Source organism: Nostoc cycadae WK-1 (genome assembly GCF_002897135.1).
In the GTDB taxonomy this organism is placed as follows: Bacteria; Cyanobacteriota; Cyanobacteriia; order Cyanobacteriales; family Nostocaceae; genus Nostoc_B.
In genome coordinates this window covers 242436-258240 of record NZ_DF978424.1, presented here as the reverse complement: position 1 = coordinate 258240, position 15805 = coordinate 242436, and the positions used below count along the sequence as shown (strand labels likewise).

General features: G+C 40.9%; 9 protein-coding genes and 1 tRNA gene. 6 read left to right on the top strand and 4 right to left on the bottom strand.

Going from position 1 to position 15805, the window contains the following annotated elements; all coding sequences use genetic code 11:
• The first annotated feature begins 104 nt into the window (after nt 1–104).
• Nucleotides 105–1103, top strand: a complete 999-nt coding sequence (locus NCWK1_RS07455; RefSeq protein WP_103124273.1) for an aldo/keto reductase — start codon at nt 105–107, stop codon at nt 1101–1103.
• A gap of 66 nt (nt 1104–1169) precedes the next feature.
• Complete coding sequence (locus NCWK1_RS07450; protein ID WP_103124272.1) at nt 1170–3020, top strand: ABC transporter ATP-binding protein; 1851 nt, start codon at nt 1170–1172, stop codon at nt 3018–3020.
• Between the two features lie 157 nt (nt 3021–3177).
• On the opposite strand, the gene NCWK1_RS07445 is transcribed toward NCWK1_RS07450, so the two are convergent.
• The 4 genes from NCWK1_RS07445 to NCWK1_RS07430 all read right to left on the bottom strand — a co-directional run bounded on the left by NCWK1_RS07445 (nt 3178) and on the right by NCWK1_RS07430 (nt 4648).
• Nucleotides 3178–3251, bottom strand: a tRNA-Pro gene (locus tag NCWK1_RS07445).
• A 50-nt stretch (nt 3252–3301) separates the two neighbouring features.
• On the bottom strand, nt 3302–3667 hold the full coding sequence (locus NCWK1_RS07440) for a DUF1818 family protein (RefSeq protein WP_096575880.1): 366 nt from the start codon (nt 3665–3667) through the stop codon (nt 3302–3304).
• Between the two features lie 49 nt (nt 3668–3716).
• The gene (locus tag NCWK1_RS07435; RefSeq protein ID WP_422730845.1) at nt 3717–4241 is read right to left on the bottom strand and encodes a hypothetical protein; all 525 of its coding nucleotides are present in this window, start codon (nt 4239–4241) and stop codon (nt 3717–3719) included.
• Nucleotides 4242–4411: 170 nt separating this feature from the next.
• Nucleotides 4412–4648, bottom strand: coding sequence for a DNA-directed RNA polymerase subunit omega (locus tag NCWK1_RS07430; protein ID WP_015114011.1), 237 nt, complete (start codon nt 4646–4648; stop codon nt 4412–4414).
• 149 nt (nt 4649–4797) lie between these two features.
• Between NCWK1_RS07430 and NCWK1_RS07425 the strand changes: the two genes are divergently transcribed.
• The 4 genes from NCWK1_RS07425 to NCWK1_RS07405 all read left to right on the top strand — a co-directional run bounded on the left by NCWK1_RS07425 (nt 4798) and on the right by NCWK1_RS07405 (nt 15537).
• On the top strand, nt 4798–5217 hold the full coding sequence (locus NCWK1_RS07425; protein WP_103124271.1) for a fasciclin domain-containing protein: 420 nt from the start codon (nt 4798–4800) through the stop codon (nt 5215–5217).
• 722 nt (nt 5218–5939) lie between these two features.
• A complete protein-coding gene (locus NCWK1_RS07420; RefSeq protein WP_103124270.1) occupies nt 5940–7310 on the top strand; it encodes a hypothetical protein in 1371 nt (456 codons plus the stop codon).
• Nucleotides 7311–7342: 32 nt separating this feature from the next.
• The gene (locus tag NCWK1_RS07415; RefSeq protein ID WP_103124269.1) at nt 7343–9022 is read left to right on the top strand and encodes a C25 family cysteine peptidase; all 1680 of its coding nucleotides are present in this window, start codon (nt 7343–7345) and stop codon (nt 9020–9022) included.
• 419 nt (nt 9023–9441) lie between these two features.
• On the top strand, nt 9442–15537 hold the full coding sequence (locus tag NCWK1_RS07405) for an nSTAND1 domain-containing NTPase (RefSeq protein ID WP_103124268.1): 6096 nt from the start codon (nt 9442–9444) through the stop codon (nt 15535–15537).
• The last annotated feature ends 268 nt before the right edge of the window (nt 15538–15805 follow it).

Here is a 15805-nt window from a genome sequence, read left to right as displayed (position 1 = left end):
TAAAATCAAGGGTCTTGAATCCGAAGGGGTTTTGTCCGTGTAGCCGCGACTTCAGTCGCTAGGTGCAAGATGTGAATATACTCATCCCCAACTAAACCAAAACTATGACATTACCAACAACGAAACTTGGTCAAACTGGATTGACTGTTTCGCGCCTTGTTCTAGGTACAATGACCTTTGGGTTACAGACAGATGAAGAAACTTCGATCAAAATCCTCAATACAGCCGCCGAAGCGGGAATTAACTTTTTAGATACAGCGGATGTTTATCCCTTGGGCGGTGGTTTAGCAACAGCTGGACGTACCGAAGAAATTATTGGACGCTGGCTGAAAGGTAAGCGCGAACATTTTATCTTAGCTACCAAGGCTGTTGGCAAGGTTGGCCCTGCGCCTTGGGATCAAGGGGCTTCACGCAAACATATTTTAGATGCGATCGATGCTTCCTTAAAAAGATTGGGAACTGATTATGTTGACTTGTATCAACTGCATTCTGATGATGCGTCAACTCCGCTTGATGAAACAATAGAAGCACTAGATACAGTAGTTCGGGCTGGGAAGGTGCGGTACATCGGGGTTTCTAACTACTTAGCTTACCGTCTTGCCCGTGCTTTAGGTCGGGCTGATGTGCGAAATTTAACTCGCTTCGTTTCAATTCAACCCCGCTACAATCTGTTATTCCGTGAAATTGAGCGAGAATTATTACCTTTGGCGAAGGAAGAAGGGCTAGGTGTAATTCCTTATAATCCTTTGGCTGGTGGTTTACTGACGGGGAAACACAATTTTGCTCAAGGGCCTACAGATGGCACTCGTTTTACCTTGGGTACTGCGGCTGAACGTTATCAAGAGCGTTATTGGCGCGATCGCGAGTTCAATACTGTAGAGGAATTACGCACAGTGGCGGATCATGCTGGTTTATCTTTGACAACCTTAGCCTTAGCTTGGGTTTTGGCTAATCCAATTATCACAGCCCCGATCATTGGCGCGAGTCGTCCAGAACAACTCAGTGACACTCTCAAAGCTTTGGAAGTCACACTCGACGATCATTTGAAACAAAAACTCGACGATATTACCGCCGAATACAGAAGAGGAGATTCGCTGCGTTAGTACGAGAGGGGAATGTCCATTTTTATTCCGCCCATCAATTCAAACGATGCTACGATATCGACTTTCATGACGAAAAAGATCAGAAAATCCACATCTTTTCAACGCGCGGCGAATGCACCAAATTTACCAAATACTACCTTCGGATTTATTTGCTATTTTGTGAACCAGTTTCGCTGGTGGTATTTATTAATGGTAATTCTGGAGATAATGCACGCCACTTGTGGCATTATGTTGCCTTATGCTATTGGCGAAATCATCCGCAGTGTGACGCGATCGCCTAACAACACTCAGCAAATTTTTGATGTTATTCGTCAACCTCTGATGCTGTTCACCGCTTTGAGTGTGGGAGAAGTAATATTCGGGCGATCGGCTGGACTTTTGCAAACTATTCTGCATCCTATCCACCGACAGCACATTGTCAGATCTCTATATGCCTACTTGCAACATCATTCTCATCGCTACCTGAGCAGCAGTTTTTCTGGAGCTTTAGCACATCGCATCGGTGAAACTTCTTTGGGTGTTACCCAAACGATGCAAATGATGATTACAGAATTTTTGTCTGTGATTGTCGGATATGTTGTTGCGACAATCTTACTGTATCGCGCCCATCCTCCCTTGGCGGCATTTGTGGGGATATGGGCAGTGCTGTTTATTAGTATTTCGTTCTGGTTGGCTACGCGCTGTCGAATTTACTCTCGGAGAGCCGCAGCCGCTAGAAGTGAGACTACTGGTATTATTGTAGATGCAGTGACAAATCTCAGCAGTACTCGGCTATTTGCGCGTCTGGGTTTTGAACGACGCTATTTAAATGAGCAATTAAAGGGCGAACTTAAACAGGTAAGAAAGTCTAATTGGTACTCTGAGCGAATTCGCTGGTTTCAGTTTATTTCAGCAGCGATTTTAAAAATTGGCACGTTATATTATTCCCTCACACTCTGGAGTCAAGGAGTGATTGCAACTGCGGACTTTGTTGTAGCAACTAGTTTGTCATTGTTAATCATCAGTGAAGCGCGTAATTTAAGCCGCCGCTTTCTAGAATTTTTTGAACATATTGGTAATATCGCCAATGGTGTGATGACAATTGTCCAACCCCATGAATTGATTGATCGAGAGCAAGCGATCGCCCACTCCATCACCCAAGGTAAAATCGAGTTTCGCCAAGTCAATTTCAACTACACCGAAGGTAAAAAAGTATTTGAGAATCTCTCGCTCACTATTCAACCTGGTGAGCGTGTCGGCTTAGTTGGTTTTTCTGGTTCGGGAAAATCCACCTTTGTGAATTTGATTTTGCGTTTATTTGACCCCCAATCTGGACAAATTCTCATTGATGGGGTCGATATTCAAGATATGACTCAAGATGCTTTACACGCTCAGATCAGCTTAATTCCTCAAGATCCATCTCTGTTTCATCGCACATTGATGGAAAATATTCGTTATGGGCGATTGGAAGCAAGCGATGAAGAAGTGATTGAAGCTGCACGCAAAGCTTATGCTCACGATTTCATCAGCCAAATCAAGGAAGGTTACTATTCTTTGGTGGGTGAACGCGGTGTGAAACTGTCGGGAGGACAAAGACAACGAATTGCGATCGCACGAGTTATTCTCAAAGACGCACCCATCCTCATCTTAGATGAAGCTACTTCTAGCCTCGATTCCATCACCGAAAAAGCCATTCAAGATACTCTAGACTTAGCAATGAACGGCAAAACAGTCATCGTCGTTGCTCATCGACTGTCGACAATTGCTCATTTAGACCGCATTTTAGTATTTGACCACGGTCGAATTGTTGAAGATGGTACTCACACCAAACTGTTAGCGCGGGGCGGTGCTTACTACAGGCTATGGAAAATGCAGGCTGGTGGATTTCTCCCTGTAGAAGCCAATAATAAGAATGTTTCTGATTTACAAATTAAATAGTTGTGATGGAATCAGAATTCAGCATTGGGAACGCAGGGTTGCAAGTCACACAAAATACCCTGCGGTAAACTGACTCGGACTCCTGATGATAAATACGCCTATACTAAAAAACCTGCTAATCTTAAACCTAAGATTAGCAGACTAGGGATTTTATCAATCGGAGCGGCGGGATTCGAACCCACGACCTCCACTACCCCAAAGTGGCGCGCTACCAAGCTGCGCTACGCCCCGGTCAGAATTATTATTCTATCGCAAAGCTCAATGAGAATCAAGGGGTAAGTTTAAAAAACTTTCAACATCCCAGCAGCTTGCAACAAACCAGGTATAGCAGAGGCATTCCATTTACCTTCTGCACAGCGCCCTGTGTTGAGGATGAAGCGCAGACTATATTCATGGGGATAGCCTTCCACTTCCATCCATAATAAATCGCTTTCAGCCTCACAGGCAATCTTTTCTTCATCCATTAATTCGGCTGTGAGTTGTTTCATGGTGTCTGCTAATTGTGATAACAGACGGCAAAATTCATTCAATTCAGCTTCGGTTAACTCAATAGCCCAATCATCCGTACCCACTAACCCTTTATATTCTGGTGCATTCTGGTTCCAACCAATCCGCCAACCTACACCGCTTTTAATTAGACGTTCCATCTTTGAATTTTAGATTTTGGATTTTGGATTTTGGATGATAAATTCAAAATCATTTTAGAAGGTCAGCGCCGCCTGTTTGGGGTTTTTGGGGAGTCGTAGAGGTGCTAGGGCTAGGTTGGTTGTTAGTATTTTGGAGATGGGGATTAAAGATGTCAACTAAGGTTTGGACTAAAGCATCTCGTTGACGACGACTAAGGCGGTTAATGGCAGCGCGATCGCCTTCTATGGGATTCTGCCGTAATGTATCATTACCTGGATAGGTAGTGTCATACATCACTTCATTCGCGCCCAGGTAATCAGCTAATGTTAGCTTCCAGTCTAAGCGATAAATAGGCGATCGCTCTTTTACATAAACGTGATAGCGGATCAAGCGATTAGCTAAAGTGTTAGTCTCTGCAACTTTCCCTGTTTCTTTGTTGACGTAGGTGTTTTCTTTGGGTAGATCGGGTAATTGCTGATATACTAACTGCCAAACATCCGACGGGCTAATTCTTTGAGCTACGGCAGGCTGAATGCCAAAGAAACTAGAATGGTGTAATTGACTTGTGCCTAAACTCACAACAAGTCCACCCATAACCAAAGCAGCGATTAATGCTGAATTAAACTTCACAACCATCAGCGGGATAATTGAGCAACGCAGAATTATTCTTTTACCATCAGCAATAAGTGCATTCAAACCCGCGCAGGCGGGTTTTGTTCGTTTAGCCGCGACTTTAGTCGTTAGGCTGTAATGCTGGACTACTTTTACATTTCCCCAATAATTTCTGGCTGAGTTAATTCATCAGACATTTCGATGATTGCTCTTAAAACAGGCTTCATCATAATATCTTCAGAACTTTCAAAATCTTCGTAACGCCGACGTTTGGCTCGATTTGCCACCTGAACCGTGATGCGGTAGCGATTCGAGGCCGCACTAATTAAATCCTCGGCACGGTGCATAATCTGAGATTGGGTTGTCTCGAACTTAGAACGCTTGAGCATAATTAATGGTTCTTGGGGACATTCCCCAGTTTAGCAGTACTAAACAAAATACGGCTTTGTATATATATTGTCAGCGGCCTCTCCCTTGATAGAGGTTGATAAATTTGTATCAATTTATAACTAATTTGTCAGACTACCTCAATATCATAATGACTAATCTTTTAGAAACTGCTGTGAATGCAGGCAATTTCACCACTTTAATAGAAGCGGCTAAGGCTGCACAAATTATAGATACTCTGCAAAGCCTTAACATTTTTACACTCTTTGCACCTACAGATGAGGCATTTGCTCAACTACCAGAAGGAACCTTAGATGAACTACTGCAAGATACTGCCAAACTGAAGAAAATTATTAGCTATCATATTGCTTTTGGCGATGTTAGGTCTGATGACTTAGTGCAGATTCAAGAAGCAGAGACTCTGGAAGGATCTGTTTTAGCCATTGAGTCTGCTAACGGAGGATTTAAAGTCAATGATGCCAATATCCTACAAACAGATATTTTGGCAGACAATGGTGTGATTCATGTAATTGATGCCGTTCTCATACCTGCAATGGTGGCTGGACATTGAGAAATTAGGAAGTAAGCTGTTCAGCATATAAGAAAGCAAATTGAGGCCGCAGAAGAGCAGTTGACAGGTGTAGGGGTGTATGAAATACAGTTCGATTGAGATCCCCTCTTCCCTGGCAGGGGGGATCGATAGGTGCTTAAAATTACGACAAATCACTTTTAAAACAACCTCTTAGATGTGATTTGTCTTTAGTAGGAGCGAATGCTTGTAATACCATTTTACTAAAATCCTGATACAAATTCTTTCCCCTCTGCTCCCCTGCTCCTCTAAATGTATCAACCTTAAAGTGAAACGGTATAACCTGCAAAAAGGTCAAGTCTAAGCATCTAATTAGATTTTTGCAAATTAAGCGGCGCAGATACCCGACTTCTTAAAAAAGTCGGGTATCTTTTGGTTCATACAAATTAGTATACATAGATTTTGATCTATGTATAAAATTTAAGTGTATAAATCTTAACCAAACATAATATTTTTTCTGATTTTCTCTCCCAAAAAAGCACGTATTATCACTGAGGATTTACAGTTTTTTTATGGTTAATGTGTATTCAAGTGTGTAAGCATAACTAAGTATGTATGAAGTACAAGACTAATAAGTAGATGAGTATTCAGATTGTACTTATGCGGTGCATTCAACACTTGTGAGTCTGCGTTGAGAGTTTGCGATCGCTAACTCATTTTCTTGGTGCAGTACATCAAAATTACACCCACACCAAAATTTTTTCATGCCAATTGAAACTGTAAACATTACTACTACTACCTTATCGCTAGACTATTATCTCGTTGCTTTTGACGCTAACGGTAATGAACGTCTTGAACCGACTGGTTTCATGAGCGAAAAGTTAGCAAATATACTAGCTACTCAACCCATCACAGATGTCTTTTTTATTAGCCACGGATGGATGGGCGACATTCCCGCGGCGAAAGAACAATACACCAAATGGATAACAGCTATGGGGAGTAGGGCTGCTGATATCCAAAAAATCAAAGAATTACGCCAGTCACAAAACCAAGAATTTCGCCCCTTATTAATTGGGTTGCATTGGCCGAGTAAACCTTGGGGTAATGAAGACTTAAATGCTCAACCTAAAACCACCTCCTACGACACATCAGGGTCAGAGTTAAATCATTTAATTGACGAATATGCTCAAGATGTGGCTGATACGGAAGTAGCGCGTGATGCACTGAGAACAATTTTTGCAGCTTCCATAGAATATGCCAATCCACCAGAAACATTACCGCCGCAAGTAAACCAAGCTTATGAGGTGTTAATCAAAGAAGCCTCTTTAAACGAAGATGCAGAAGATGGTGCATCCTTAAACTTAAACCCAGAAAATATTTATCAATCTTTGATAGCACAAGAACCAGAAACCCAAGAAATTAGTTTTGGAATTGGTGATGCTGCTGACAATAAAATTCTGGATGTATTAGGTTATGTCTCTTATTGGAAGATGAAAGCGCGGGCGCGGGAAATTGGTAGTACTAGTGGCTTTAAGTTATTAACTCAACTGCAAAAAGCCGCAGCTAAAACAGTCCGATTTCATTTAGTGGGACATAGTTTTGGATGTATTGTGGTTTCTTCGATTGTCAACGGGAAAGATAATAATCAGCTAATTCGCCCAGTTGATTCTTTAGTGTTGATTCAAGGTGCTTTATCACTTTGGTCTTACTGTCCTGATATTCCCCGCCGCAAAAATTTACCTGGTTGTTTTTCCTCTATCCTCAAAGACCGCAAAGTCACAGGCCCAATTGTCACTACTCGGTCTATTCACGATAGTTCTGTCACCAAACTGTATCCAGCAGCCAGCGTACTAGGTAGGTTTCAAGGTCAAGATATTAACTTTGCTGAGACTCAATCAGAATTTCCTGAGTATGGCAGTATTGGTACTTTTGGCATTCAAGGAATCAACGAAAGTATCAGTCTCAAAATGTACAACTGTGACAAGCCATACAATTTCCAGGCAGGTAAAATTTACAACTTAGAAAGCAGTGAATTTATCCGTAACTTCAAAGACGGTAAAGATGACGACGCTCACAACAGCATTGATAAACCGGAAGTAGCTCATGCTGTTTGGGCTGCGGCTTTTGGTAGTTAATTCAACAATAAAAATCACAGGGTGTACTTAACATGAGTGTAGAACAACTCACTGAAGAACTATATTTCAACGGTATTGATGGGGCTTCTGGTAGTTATTTATTGCCGCCATTAACACCGGAACAGGTAGCGAGAATTGCTCAGGGTGAAGAGTTTGATCCCTTGGAACTGAGCGAACTTCAGCAAAAAGATCCGCGCTATCAAGAGGGTCATTTTGCCCCAATGGAAGGGGTAGACCCCAAAAACCTAGCAGAAACAGGTTGGGGCGTAATTTTTGCTTTTAATGCTGACCCAGCTATTAAAGAAGCTCTCAAAGAATTATTACAGCATCGTCAAAGACAAGCGACGCAAAAACATGAGCATTATTATCAAGAATACATAGGCCCCAAAGGTTATCGTCCAGGGGAATCGAAGAATCAATTTTTATCCCGTCATGGCGTTGGCCCAGGCCCAGCCGACCCAGACAAGATGCCTTATTATCTATTAATTGTGGGTGATCCAGAAGCGATTCCCTATCGTTTTCAATATCAACTGGATGTGCAGTATGCGGTAGGTCGAATTTACTTTGATACGCCAGAAGAATATGCTCAGTATGCCCGGAGTGTAGTCCAAGCAGAAACCACTAATTTATCTTTACCTCGCCGCGCCAGCTTTTTTGGGGTACGTAACGCCGCTGACCAAGCTACACAACTCAGTGCCGAAAATCTGGTTCAGCCTTTAGCTGAGTGGATGCTAAATGAGCAAAAAGATAATGAGTGGACAGTTAATAGTATTCTTGCTGAAGAAGCGACTAAAGCTAGGTTAGGTAGATTATTAGGTGGGGAAGAAACACCAGCCCTGTTGTTTACTGCTAGTCATGGTATGGGTTTTCCCAACGGTCATGAAAAGCAACTCCGCCACCAAGGAGCGTTATTGTGCCAAGATTGGCCCGGCCCGTTGACTTGGCGTGAAGCAATTCCCGAAGATTTTTACTTCTCTGCTGATGATATTGGCAAAGATGCACGTTTATTAGGGTTGATTGCTTTTCACTTTGCTTGTTATGGTGCAGGGACTCCTAAGCTAGATGAATTTGCTCATCAAAAAAATTCTAATCAAAGATTAGAGATCGCACCTAAATCTTTCATCGCTCCTCTACCCCGACGGTTACTCAGTCATCCTAACGGCGGCGCTTTGGCTGTCATTGGTCACGTAGAACGCGCTTGGGGTTGTTCGTTCGTTTGGGAAAAAACTGGTAAACAGTTGGCTGTTTTTCAAAGTACACTCAAGCGATTGCTAGATGGGCATCCAGTTGGTTCAGCGGTCGAATATTTCAACGAACGCTATGCTGAACTTTCTTCTGATTTAAGTACGGAACTGGAAGAGATTAAATATGGGGCGATGGCGAATCCCGTAAGTTTATCGGGAATGTGGACAGCTAACAACGATGCTCGTAGTTATGCAATTATTGGCGACCCCGCAGTTAGGCTGGTTGTTGGTAATAATTCTACAGGCGATCGCTCTGTCATTGAATCCATTAAATTACCTGCTGCACCAGCAACACCGCAGACATCAACTGATACACCTGCACTTCAACAAGCTCAGACAAACTTAACTCAAGCCCTAGAACAGTTTGTCAAAGCCGTTGATCAAACTTCAGGCGATCGCACTCAAAAACTCCAAGTCACAGTTTCCACGGTGATGAGTTTACTAGAGACTCTGAAGAAATTGGGTTAATTCAGAAGTTAATGCCGTGTGCAACTTTATCTCAAACCTAACCCCCAACCCCTTACGCCAGTTGCTACAACGGGGGGAACCCCCGCAACGCACTGGCTCCCCTACAAGGGAAGGGGAGCAAGAATCAAAGCCTCTCTCCGTTGCGGGGAGAGGTTTGGAGAGGGGTTTCAAAAGTAAGTCGCACATCGCGTTAGTGATCCCAATTCTATTGTAGAGACGTTGTATACAACGTCTCTACAACAACCAATAAATTGCATCTTTATCAAGAAATGGTATTAGGGGCTAAAGCTAGGGGCTAGATAATTTCTTTGTCTCTAGCTTTTTTAGTTGCACGACAGAGCTAAAATGCTCCAAATTGTTTTACCTAACACCAAGATAAATCTTAGGTTGCGCTTCACATTTCATACTTCATACTTCCAATGAACACTTTTGAAATTATCATTCAACGTAAATCAGGCGATAGCTGGCCGATTGTGGTCGAATATAGTCGGCCAGGGATACTTTTACCACTGCGTGCAGAAGGTAATCTCCAGCTAACTGAGACAGATTTACAACAACTACTAAGCTTACAGGGACAACCACAAAAATACGGCACATTCTTGGGGAAAGCTTTATTCCAAGATGAAATCCGTGATGCTTTTACTGCTGCTATCCGCGAGAGTGACGACTGTTTGCGGGTTTTGCTGTTTATTGAAGCTGTAGATAAAGAACTGCGAACTCTGCGCTGGGAAAGGTTATGCGCTCCTTTAGACGAAGGTTGGCAAATGTTAGCACTTGATCAGCGAGTGCCTTTTTCTTTATATATTCCCGCCACTACAGACCGCCGCTTTCCGCCTATTGGACGGCGAGATTTACGCGCTTTAGTGTTAGTAGCGAGTCCCTCGGATTCTAAAAAGTATCAATTAGATTTGTTTGATGTGGAAGCTACTGTAAAAAGTGTGCGTTCTGCCTTAGGTGATATTCCTGCTGATGTCTTGGCAAATGTTGATGGGGCGATTGGTTTACCTACTTTAGATGAACTTTGTACTCAATTAACTGATAGAACAAAGCAGTATACATTACTACACTTTGTTAGTCACGGCAAATTGTTGGATAATGGCGAAACAGTTCTGTATTGGTCAAAAGCTGATGATACAGTTGAGCCAGTTACAGCCACACGCTTGTTAGATAGAATGCGCTTATTACGCGGCGCGAAGGGACTACCGCATTTTGCTTTTCTTTGTACTTGCGAAAGCGCCCATCCAGATGCAGAAGCAGGATTAGGTGGTTTAGGGCAGCGTTTGGTGCGAGACTTGGGTATGCCGGCAGTGATAGCAATGACAGAGAAAGTCACTGTTAAGACAGCCCAAGCTTTAGGAGAACATTTTTATAAACAACTGCGAGAGTCTGGGGAAGTAGACACGGCGCTACAAGAGGCGGCGGCTTCTTTAGCAGAAAGACAAGACGTAACAGTTCCGGCTTTGTTTAGTCGGTTGGGCGGAAGACCGTTATTTAGTGACCAACTTGATAGAAACTTGACAACGGCAGAAATTGAGTTTGGTTTAGAACAATTAAAAAAATTATTGTTAGAGCGATCGCCTATACTTTACCCCAAGCTGCACACCCCAGCACAACAATTAATCAACACTTTTGGCACAGATAACACAACTTTAAGTCCCCAAGCTAACCAAGAACGCGAACAGGCTTTAATTGAAGTTAACAACTTGGCGTTAGAAGTTCTCGATTTGAGTTTTAATGCTGTTGCTTTAAATAAGCAATTACCTGTTTACGATAGCCGCTGTCCATTTTTGGGTTTGTATCCTTTCCGTCAACAAAACCGTGAGTTCTTTTTTGGGCGAGAACAATTAATTTCCCAACTCCAACAAAAACTAACTGAACATAACTTTTTGGCGGTGTTGGGTGCGTCGGGTAGTGGTAAATCATCAGTTGTGTTGGCGGGGTTAATTCCCACTCTGCAAGAAAAGCAACCTGGTTTAGCCCTGGCTTATCTTACCCCCAGTAATAACCCCACGGAACAATTACAGGTCAGTTTAGCAGCGGTGCAGAATCAACCGTCAATTATTGTAGTTGACCAATTTGAAGAACTTTTTACTCTGTGTAGCGATGAAACTCAGCGCCTAGAATTTATCCAGCAATTATTAAACTTAACCAAGCAACAACCCGTAATTGTCACCATGCGGGCAGATTTTTGGGGTGAATGTGCAAATTACCGCCAACTTAAAGAGTTAATGGAGTCTCACCAAAAGTTAATTGGGACGATGGACTTGGCGGAATTGCGAAAAGCGATGGAAATGCAAGCCGCGCAAGTAGGTTTACGCTTTGAAGCTGGCTTGAGTAATACCATTTTAGATGATGTGCAAGGCGAACCAGGGGCAATGCCATTGTTGCAACACGCCTTATTAGAGTTGTGGAAACGCCGACATGGGCGGTGGTTGCGGGTTTTTGAATATGAAGCGATTGGGGGAGTGCAGAAAGCGATCGCTCAAACTGCCGATGAAGTTTACAATAGTTTGTCAGCGGATGAACAAGAACAAGTCAAAAATATCTTTATCCGGTTAACTCGCTTAGATGAAAACGCCGTTCAAGGTGAAAGGCGCAGAGACACACGCCGCAGAGTTGGCTTAGAAGAATTAATTCCCGCAGGTGACAAACAAGCATTAACTAAAAATCTCTTGAAGCGGTTAGCTGGTGAAGGTGCGCGACTGATAGTAGTTAGCGTAGACTCAGCTACATTTCAAGAAGAAGTTGAAGTCGCCCACGAAGCCTTAATTCGCTACTGGCCGAGGTTGATTACATGGTTAGATGAAAACCGTGTGAGTTTGCAAATCCGCGAAACAATTCGCCAAGCAGCTTTAGAGTGGGATAAACAACAAAAAGACGAAAATTATCTTGCCCATCGCGGCGGTAGATTACAAGAAGCCCAAGAACTATTACAACAATCGGGATTTTTAAATCAAATTGAATCAGAGTATATCTCCACTTGTGCAGCATTTCACTTACGCCAAGAACAAGAAAAAATCAATCGTCGCCGTCGTGATATTACAACAATTTTCCTCATGAGTGGCGGTACAATAATTACCTTAATTATTACAGGTTTATTATTCGGAGCAGTGAAACTATGGCGTACAGGAGAGGTTAATGAAACAAATGCTAGTAGTTTAAATTCTTTGTCAATGTTTAATTCCCATCAAGAGTTAAAATCAGTCATATTAGCAATTAAAGCAGGGAAAAAACGACAAGAACAAAATAATTTTAAACGCTTCTTTTCTGAACCATTATCACTGATTCATCCTCCTGAACTATTAAAAGATATCCTAGAAAAAATTAATATCGGCAAGAGCAAGCAAAAACTCGATCAATCACAGCCTATAGTTATAGAAGCTTTGCAAAACGCCGTATATCAAATTAAAGAACGCAATCGCCTAATTAAACATGAGGCTACTGTGCAAACAATTGCTTTTAGCCCTAATGGCCAAATTATTGCCTCTGGTAGTGCTGATAAAACTATTAGGCTTTGGGATTTGCACGGTAAGGAGTTAAAAGTTCTTAGAGAACATCAAGCTACTATTACAAGCATTGCCTTTAGTCCTGATGGTAAAACTCTTGCTTCTGCAAGTGAAGATGGTGATATAAAAATATGGAATGTGGAGTATTTGGAGGATAAAAATAAAAAATTAATTTCAAAACCAGTTTTAAAATCACCATTGCCTGTTACAAAAATCATCTTTACTCATGATAGTCAGAATTTAATCATTGCTAGTTTGTTTTATGTTGGAATTAAGGATTTAAGAAAAGAAAACTCTGAACTTATACCACTGACAGAATATCCAGAGAATGATGTTATTACAAGTATATCTTTACGCCCAGATGGTAAGATGTTAGCGATCGCTAAGGCAAATAGTGAAAATTTTCGTTTCGATGGTAGCCCTCTGAAAGATAGCATTATAGAATTTTGGAGTGTAGAAAATGAACCAAAAAAAATTACTCAATTTGTTGCAGCGCAGAAAAATACAATTTCAAGTATAGTTTTTAGCCCCGATAATAAAACCTTGGCTTCGATAAGTATTGATAATGTAGTGAAAATTTGGGATTTAAAGCAGTTAAATAGTAAGCAACCAAAAACATTCAAGCTATCAAGTAATACTCAAGAGAAAAATGAATATATTAATATATCTATAGATTTATTAGCCTTCAGTCCAGATGGTCAAACTCTGGCTTATGGTGATAATAAAACTGTTCAAATATTGGATTTAAATACTAAAAAATTACAAACTAGTTTAAATGGTCATCAAGCTGATATCTCAAGTGTTGCTTTTAACCCTAATACTGGAACTCTCGCCTCAGCAGGTGGAGATAATACTATTATCCTTTGGAATTTAGATGGAAAACTTTTAAATACTCTTACAGGACATGAAGCAGCAGTTAATCGTCTGGCTCTTAGTCCTAATGGTCAAATTTTAGCTTCTGCCAGCGATGATAATACAGTCAAACTCTGGGACTTAAATGGCAAACTTTTACATACATTAACAGGACACAAATATGCAGTCACAAATATTGCTTTCAGCCCCGATAATCAAACTTTAGCTTCTATCAGCAATGATAATACAATCATTCTCTGGAACTTAGATGGTAAATTATTACATACAATAAAAAACAATAACTATTCACTGACGAATATTGCTTTTAGTCCTGGTGGTACTATCTTAGCTGCTGCTAGTAATGATAATACTATTAATCTTTGGGATGTAAATGGTAATTTGCGGTATACTCTTAAAGGACATAAATATGCAATTACGAGTATTGTTTTTAGTCACAAAAATAGAACTATAGCCACAGCCAGCAAAGACAAAACTATTAAACTCTGGAATTTTAAAGGCGAGTTGTTAAAAACTATTGAAGGTCATCAAGCAGCCGTTACAAATATTGCTTTTAGCCACAATGATCAAATTTTGGCTTCTGGTAGCGAAGATGGCACACTTAAACTTTGGAATGTGCAGAATAAACTATCACCATCATTTATTAAATCTCAACATCATTCAGCGACTGTTACAAGTGTAGTTTTCAGTCCTGATGACAGTAAGATTATCTTTGGCAGTGCGGATGGTACTATTAAAATTTGGGATGTCCAAGGTAAAAATTTACATACTTTAACAGCGCATCAAGCAGCTGTAACGAGCATTGTTTTTAATTCCAAAACTAATACCTTTGCATCTACAAGCGAAGACAACACTATTAAACATTGGAACTTAAATGGCACACTACTGCAAACTTTTCGAGGACATCAAGCCGCAGTTACTAGTGTATTTTTCAATCCTTATGGTAATATCTTGATGAGTGGTAGTAAAGATAAAACTATTAAAATTTGGAAGCTTGAAAAACTTGGGCAAACCTTTCAGCATTCAGATACAGTTACAAGTTTGGCTTTCAGTCGTAATGGTAAGACTTTAGCCTCTGGTAGTTACGATCGCAGCATCAAGCTTTGGAATCTAGATGGCAATAAATCAAATCCACAAGAACTTGATTCTGCATCAGTAGACTCTAAAGAACTTACTGATTTATTTGGTGTTCCCATTGCCAAAATAATATTGAGTCCTGATGGTAAACATTTGGTTGCTGCTAGTAATGGGAGAAATATTATTTTCTGGAATTTACAAGCTAAAGAACCTATAGGAAAGCTCGTCAAGCATGAAGCTACGGTTACTAGCATTACTCTCAGCCCTGATGGTAAAACCATTGCCTCTGGTAGTAGCGATAAAACCATCAAACTTTGGGATTTAAATGGTAATGATAAGCCTCCTTTTAAAGGGCATCAAGATGAAGTTACACAAGTAGCCTTTAATTCCGATGGTCATATTTTAGCTTCTAGTAGTAAGGATAAAACTATCAAACTTTGGGATTTAAATGGTCATCTTAAGCACACCTTAATAGGACATCAAAATGAAGTTACACAAGTCGTATTTAGTCCCAAGGAAAACATTCTAGCTTCTGGTAGTAAAGATAAAACTATTAAACTCTGGGATTTAAATGGTAAACTGTTAAAAACATTTTCAGATAAAAGTGAAATTCTACAACTAGTCTTTAGTCCTGATGGTAAAATTCTCGCCTCTATTAGTAAAGATAAAACTATCAAACTCTGGAATTTAAATGGTAATCCTTTACATACTCTAAAAGGACATGAATCTAAAGTAACAAGTGTGGTTTTCAGTCCTGATGGTAAAACTTTGGCTTCTAGTAGCAAGGATAAAACTGTCAAACTTTGGGATTTAGATGGTCGTCTCTTAAACACATATTTTGGTCATGAGGCTCTTGTTACTACTGTGGCGTTTAGTCCCGATGGCAAAACTCTGGCTTCTGGTAGTTGGGATAACACTGTGCGATTGTGGAATATTGAAGAAACTGACTTAAATAAGTTGCTGGCTAGTGCTTGTGAATGGGTAAAAGATTACTTAGCTAATAGCGATGATGTAGAAGGAAGCGATCGCAAAATCTGCAATGATATTTCTCTAGCTCAATAAAGTTGGTCATCAATGGATGGGGCCTAATTGCGACAAGCAATGGAAATGCAAGCTGCACAGGTAAGTTTGCGCTTTAAATCAGGGTTAAGCAACACCATTCTTGATGACGTTCAAGGTGAATCGGGGGTAATCCCTTGGCGCAAGATTATCTCCAGAATAATCCGGCGGTACAAGAAAGCGATCGCCATTTGTGCGATAACATTCACATTCCTCAATAAATCTTGACTTTAAATCTACCAAATTATCAGTACTATCACTGAACTCTGAA